General features: G+C 42.6%; 6 protein-coding genes. All 6 read right to left on the reverse strand.

Going from position 1 to position 4,339, the window contains the following annotated elements:
- Positions 1–128: 128 nt before the first annotated feature.
- The 6 genes from HWQ41_RS23285 to HWQ41_RS23305 all read right to left on the reverse strand — a co-directional run bounded on the left by HWQ41_RS23285 (position 129) and on the right by HWQ41_RS23305 (position 4,270).
- Positions 129–2,177, reverse strand: a complete 2,049-nt coding sequence (locus tag HWQ41_RS23285; RefSeq protein WP_292768180.1) for an FHA domain-containing protein — start codon at positions 2,175–2,177, stop codon at positions 129–131.
- On the reverse strand, positions 2,174–2,377 hold the full coding sequence (locus tag HWQ41_RS34355; protein ID WP_313931140.1) for a DUF6760 family protein: 204 nt from the start codon (positions 2,375–2,377) through the stop codon (positions 2,174–2,176). Before HWQ41_RS34355 ends, HWQ41_RS23285 begins: the two co-directional genes overlap by 4 nt.
- A complete protein-coding gene (locus HWQ41_RS23290; RefSeq protein ID WP_292768188.1) occupies positions 2,320–2,703 on the reverse strand; it encodes a phage tail assembly protein in 384 nt (127 codons plus the stop codon). The genes HWQ41_RS34355 and HWQ41_RS23290 overlap by 58 nt, the downstream gene beginning before the upstream one ends.
- 235 nt (positions 2,704–2,938) lie before the next feature.
- Positions 2,939–3,286: a hypothetical protein gene (locus HWQ41_RS23295; protein ID WP_292768182.1), complete on the reverse strand. Its 348-nt coding sequence runs from the start codon at positions 3,284–3,286 to the stop codon at positions 2,939–2,941.
- A gap of 11 nt (positions 3,287–3,297) precedes the next feature.
- Complete coding sequence (locus HWQ41_RS23300; protein WP_292768184.1) at positions 3,298–3,792, reverse strand: phage tail protein; 495 nt, start codon at positions 3,790–3,792, stop codon at positions 3,298–3,300.
- 22 nt (positions 3,793–3,814) lie between these two features.
- Positions 3,815–4,270 (reverse strand): phage tail protein, encoded by a 456-nt coding sequence (locus HWQ41_RS23305; protein ID WP_292768186.1) that lies wholly within the window; start codon positions 4,268–4,270, stop codon positions 3,815–3,817.
- Positions 4,271–4,339: the final 69 nt, after the last annotated feature.

A 4,339-nucleotide genomic window follows, 5' to 3' on the forward strand; every position in this document is an offset into this window, starting at 1 on the left:
ATTCTACGCAATTTGCAACTTTTCAAAAAATATAGTAATCATATTTTACTTGCAAACACCGAAATACTCAGATCCCCGACTTCTTAAAGAAGTCGGGGATCTTTTTGTTCATAACTCATTTAGGATTGCTATATCTGTTTAAGATAATGCACGATCGCCTCTGCTGTTGGCAAATTAGTTGCAAGTAGAACTTGATTAATAGTGCATAACCTTAGCAGTGCTTCTTCATTTGCTTGGCCCGGCTGAGGTTGCAGCAAATCTCTCAAGAAAATAACTGCTAAAATTTCTCCTGCTCCAACCAATGAAGCAATTGTTTGATATCCTCCAGAAGTTGGTGCGGGGGTTTGTTGACTAATAGTTATCCCTGCCTGTTGATGTAAGACTTCGCTAACAGATGGCCAGGTAATTGTAAAGCTCTCTGAAAAAAATTCCTGATGCTGAGAAACAAATTCAGCAAGTTCTGATTTCTTGCTTTCGTGAGCAATGAGTACTATGTTTCTTTCAATGAATATTTCAGAAGGCTCATTTACATTTATTTCTTCTGGAGTTTCATCAAACTGATCTTCTTCTGCTTCAGAAACTTCTTCAATAGTTGGACTAATGCTCTCAGTAGCTCCACTTTCTGTTGTTTCCAAAGATTGAATATCAGCTGAGTGAGAAACTTCACTTACTTGTGCCGAAACATCATCAACATCTACACTGGCTTCTTCTGTAGTTGTATTACTCAAATCAATGTATTGATTAGAAACTTCGCTTTCTGTTTCATCAACAGCAGAACTAGGTTCTACTTCGTCAACATCTGCGCTGTCTTCTACTGTAACTGACCTATCCAAATCTACCACTTCATCCCTGATATGTTCGTCAACATCTGCGCTGTCTCCTACTGGAACTGACGTATCCAAATCTACCGCTTCATCCCTGCTATTCTGTGTAACTTGGCTTTCATCCTCTGGTACTTGGCTCAATGTTTCTTGGTGCTGAATGTCCGCATCTTCAGAAACTTTGCTGACAACCTCCTCAACATCTGCACTGACTTCTTCTGCGACTGGTGTATCCAAATCTACTACTTCATTATGTGTAGCTTCGGGAACGGCGCTCTCCTGTACAGAAAGTTCGCTGAAAATATCACGCGGCTGTACGAAGGTGACTTCTGCTGCTAGTGCTGCCTCCAATGCATCCTCATCGTCGGTAGCTTCGGAAACGGTACTCTCCTGTGCAGGAACTTCGTTGAAAATATCACGCGGCTGTACGAAGGTGAGTTCTGCTTCCAGTGCTGCCTCTAATGCATCCTCATCGTCGGTAGCTTCGAGAACGGCACTTGTATCACGCCGCTGTACAAAAGTAGATTCTGCCACCAGCGCTGCTTCAAAGTCTGGAACCTCGTCGTGAGTGGCTTCTGGAAGAACACTTTCCTGTTCAGGAGTTTCAATTATGTTTTCAGGTGCAGGGTTAGCGTCATTAGGCTCAGTCAAAGAAACTTCTGAGGCTTCACTGATTTCTGGAACTTCTACTTCCTCAACATCTGCGCTGACTTCTGCTGCAACTGGTGTATCCAAATCTGCAACTTTATCAGGAACATCGTGTGGAACTTCGCTGACTGCTTCTGGTGACTGAATTATGTTTTCGGGGGCGACATCATCAGGTTGAGTAGAAACAACTTCTGAGATTTCGCTGATTTCTGGGGAAGGAGCATTAATTTCAGGTGTTTCTACTTCTTGACTAATTGGCGCTGGAACTTCATTAACAACTTCTGGGGCTGGATTAGCAACGTTGGAAGCGCTGACATTTTCAGGCGATCGCGATCGAGAAAACAGTGAAGGATCTATAATTCTAAAGACCGTCTCTGCTTGTTCATAAGCTGGAGCAACTGCTTCCAAGATCAGAGCGTAATCTGCAATCCGAATAACATCTCCATCGCTCAAAGAATATGGTCGATCTTTTTCAGCTTGTTTCCCGTTAAATATTGAGCCATTTCTACTGCCAAGGTCAGAGAAGTAGTAATTTCCACCTTTCACAAAAAACTTAGCATGTACCCGACTGATATCAGGACTGTCTAGGACTAAATCAGAATCAGGAGAACGACCTATTAACCATTCTCCTCTCGGTGTAGTTTCTATGCTAAGGTCAACTTCATTGACTTCACTTAGATTTGGTGAGTAGCTAACTTTTACTTTCATATTAATTTTTGGTTAATTTTATTGATTTCTGCTACCCATCGCTGACGAGTAGTGTGTTCTAAGTTTAAAATATCATCTTGTGACCAGTGAAAATGATAAGCAATAAAAGCTACCTCCTCATATAAAGTATCAGAGGGGTAGCTTACGACTCCCCCGCTAGTTCTAGCTCCACTGAAAATTGAGTATTGCAATGGGGACATTGTGTCGAAATGTGTACATTGCCTTGCTGATTGATTCGATTGTAAAATTCTCGGAGATAGGCAATGTCATGTAAGAGCAGTCCTTCGAGTAAATCAGGGCTAACAGAGTTGAAACTGCCCAAGCGAGTAATAACCCGTGCAAGCATCACCAAGACACCGTAAGCTGGATTTTCCTGAACTCCGCGCTCTTGTTGCACCAAAATTTCATCTTTGGCGGTGGCTAAACGCATCACCCCATGACGATGTATTCGGTGTTCACCATCACTCAATCCTCTAGGAAGAGTGAAAGCAAATTCTGTGCAGAGAGTATCCTTTTTACGGCGCATAAGTAATTTAATTTGGGCGATTGGGCATTGGGCATTGGGCATTGGTCAATATAGCGCTTCTCGTATGTATGCAATACACTCTGACCTCACTTCCATTCCTCTCTCCTAAAAGGAGAGAGGCTTTGAATCTTACCCCCCAACGCTAGTAGGGAAGGGGCTGTTCTTGTTAGGTCTGTGGACTCAACCCAGAAGCACTATAGTTCTTCTTCCCCATGCCCCATGCCCCATGCCCTATTCAATTATGAAAAAGTGGCTCAGGGGAATTTACTGTATCTTCTGGTATGGAAGTTTCGCCTTCCAATCCATTGATTCGACGGTAAAAATCTTGGAGGTAATTTAAATCTTGGGCAAAAAAGTTTTCCACTATTGCAGGAGTCACTTCTGATAAAGCACCCAAGTGTGTAATTACTCGCGACAAGATAATAATTGTGGCATAAACGGGATTAGCTTTAACGCGTGGGTCACGCAAGGGTGCAATCTCGTCTATCGCCGTTGATAACCGCATTACACCTTTGCGGTGGAGGTTGCCTTCAGAGTCTAGATATCCCTTTGGCAGTATAAATTCAAACTCTGTGGGAAACATAGTCCTCCTGATTACTTCACGCGTTTAAATTCCTCAAAAGCAACCTCCACTTCCTCAATTTCGATGTCATGGCTGCGGGCGTTGACATCAGCAATTTTGTAACTTGCGGGCCAAGCACCAGCTAATTCAAATCTGGCTACTTCTTGATTTGCCTGATTATAAATAGACAAAGCAACAAGTCTACGTTGCTCAGACCAATTACCCTTTTCGACTTTTTCAAACCACTTCCAAAAATCCATAGAGTTGGTGATCCCTCTACGCAGAGTGAGATTACCACTCTTCGGATTGCTAGGAAGCTTAGTTCTCACCACCTGACCTTTTGACTGCCCTTTTGTACCCCAGGTTTGAGAAGTGACTTCAGCAATTTCAATTACTTCTTGTGTTCTTTTGAAGCCTTGACACTCCAAAAAAAAGCAATTGGCATCGTTTTGACCTTCTAGCGTCAGTTCTAAATAGAATCGATGGGCTGTAAGAACTTCTGGAACTCGGCTTGCGGATTGTACCACTGTTAATTACTACAAATGCTAATTATTTGATTCGTTTAATTCCTTCGTGAACCAATTCAATGGTTTCATTGGCCATATCACCACCAGCAGCACTTAAGGTAGGCCCAGTGTACTTACATGGATAACAATTGACAATGTTCCAGCGTGCCTTTTCAGAGCCTTGTTGGTCGTAAGCAACCACCGAACCAGTCTTACGCTTTTCCTTCCACTTACGAGGATCACCCATGTCTTCGTTACAGTCTTGATACCATTTATAAAGGTCTATATCATCAGTGGCGATAACTTGTATTGTGATGTTGGTAAATTTAACAACAGTTGGTGTAGCTTGGCGCATTAGTTTACCGCCCTTAGATGATCCGTGGACATCTTGCGCTGGGGTATTTTCAACACCTAACCCACTAATCTCTTTGATGAATTTATCAGTAATTCCATCAGCCTCAAAGTAAAATTTACAAGAGGTTAAAAATTCGCCTGCCATACTTTTAGACTCCTTTCTGTGTAATTAATTTGGGGAATGGGGGGCCCCCTCTGGGGATAAGGGGTAATG

Origin of the sequence: Nostoc sp. NOS(2021) (assembly GCF_017115025.1) — a bacterium.
Classification (GTDB): Bacteria; Cyanobacteriota; Cyanobacteriia; order Cyanobacteriales; family Nostocaceae; genus Nostoc.